Here is a 1,589-nt window from a genome sequence, read left to right as displayed (position 1 = left end):
AATGCATCCCAGTTTTTCCAGATCAGGAACGCCGCTCCGGCGATGATGGCAACGGCTGCGCCAATGGGCGTGAACAGCAGTGCGCGGCCGAGGAACATGACGGCCTGAGCCGCCAGCTTGAGACCGGAAATCAATGCGCCACCAAGAATCCGTCCGAGCTCTAGCGCGGCCAGCCAGGCCAACCGAAGGCCGGCGAGAGCTGAGCCGATCAGAATGCGACCGAGCCCCGCCGCAGCCGTACTTGCCAAACGAAGGCCAGAAAGCAAGGCCCCGGCGGAGAAACGTCCGAGTTCCAGCGCCGCCACGCCCGCCAGTCGAAGGCCGGCAAGGAAGGAACCGATCAGGATACGACCAAATCCAGCCGCGGCCGCGCCGGCCAAACGAAGGCCAGAAAGCAAGGGGCTGGCAATGCTGCGTCCAAACCCCAGCGTTGCAGCGCCTGCGAGTCGAAAGCCGGAAAGCAAAATCCCGCCCAGGGCGCGACCGGCGCCCAGCGCCGCCGAACCTGCGGCGCTCAAAGCCCCGCCGGCTCGAGCCAGCGGCCCGAACTGCAAAGCGGTCTTGAGCAGTGTCCATTTACCCAATACCAATTGAGTCGCCGTAGCCAACGCATTGAAGGGCGACACCAGCAGGTTGACGGCATATCTCACCGCCAAAACGGCAAGCTTCCCACCCAGCAAGCCGGCGGTTAACCCGACCACACCCCGAATCACGCCCGGATGTGCCGAGGCGAACTGCCCGAATTCCCGGATGACGGGACGGACGGTCTGCAACAGATCCGTGAGCGGCGGCAGCAGGGCTTCGCCGACCACCAGGCCAACCTCACTCATCCCAATACGGAAGGCTTTCAGGCTTTCATTGAAACCCTGGGTGCGCTTTTGGAAGTCGGCGCCTATCAAGTCCTGATTCGCCGCGCCGAGCGCGCCTTGCTTGATGTCCTTGTACTCGGCCCGGTTCGCCAGCATCGGGCGGATGAAGGACATCGCCTGCATGTCCTGGAACAATTCACCCAGCCTGAACGAACCGGACAACGCCTGGAGGGCCTCGGCACGTTTCTGCGCGTCTTCCAGGGACAGCGCCTGCTTGAATGCCGCGGCCGCCTGCGGGCCTTTGCTGCCGATATAGGCGGTGATGGTATCCATCATCGCCTCCATGGGACTGATGCCGCGCTTGGCGGCATTCTTCAAGCTGCTCTGCAGATCGATACCGGCCTTGTCGAAGTCCTTCAACGTGTCCGGCGAAGTCAGTTTCGCCAGAAAATTGCGAAAGTTGTTGGCGGCTTCGTCGTTGGTGCCCGCACCCTTCCGGGCGATCTGCAGTGCTGCGCCGATCTCGGCCACGGCTTCCTTGCCCGTCACGCCCAGGGTCTGGAACATCGGTGCCAGCGCCGGAAGCCATTTGGCGGAATCGCGGATCTCGAACTGCCCGCGCTTGCCCGCGTAAGCCAGCATGTTGAGCGCCGACTCGGATTGGTCCGCGGAAACCTTGAGATTGTTGTCGAATGCCAGCAGCACGCTGCCAAGATCGGCCATGCTGGCCCGCGTCGCCGTGGCCGCTTTCGCAAGGACCGGCGTATACCGGTCCAGCGC

At 63.4% G+C, this 1,589-nt stretch carries 1 protein-coding gene; it reads right to left on the bottom strand.

The window, feature by feature from the left end; translation table 11 throughout:
* A partial coding sequence (locus ACSHWJ_RS15900; protein ID WP_432540096.1) for a phage tail tape measure protein occupies window positions 1-1,532 on the bottom strand: 1,532 nt, incomplete at its 3' end.
* Window positions 1,533-1,589 lie beyond the last annotated feature (57 nt).

The organism is Methylococcus sp. S1M, from assembly GCF_051295855.1.
Lineage (GTDB): Bacteria > Pseudomonadota > Gammaproteobacteria > Methylococcales > Methylococcaceae > Methylococcus > Methylococcus capsulatus.
This window is presented reverse-complemented; position numbering and strand designations above follow the sequence as displayed.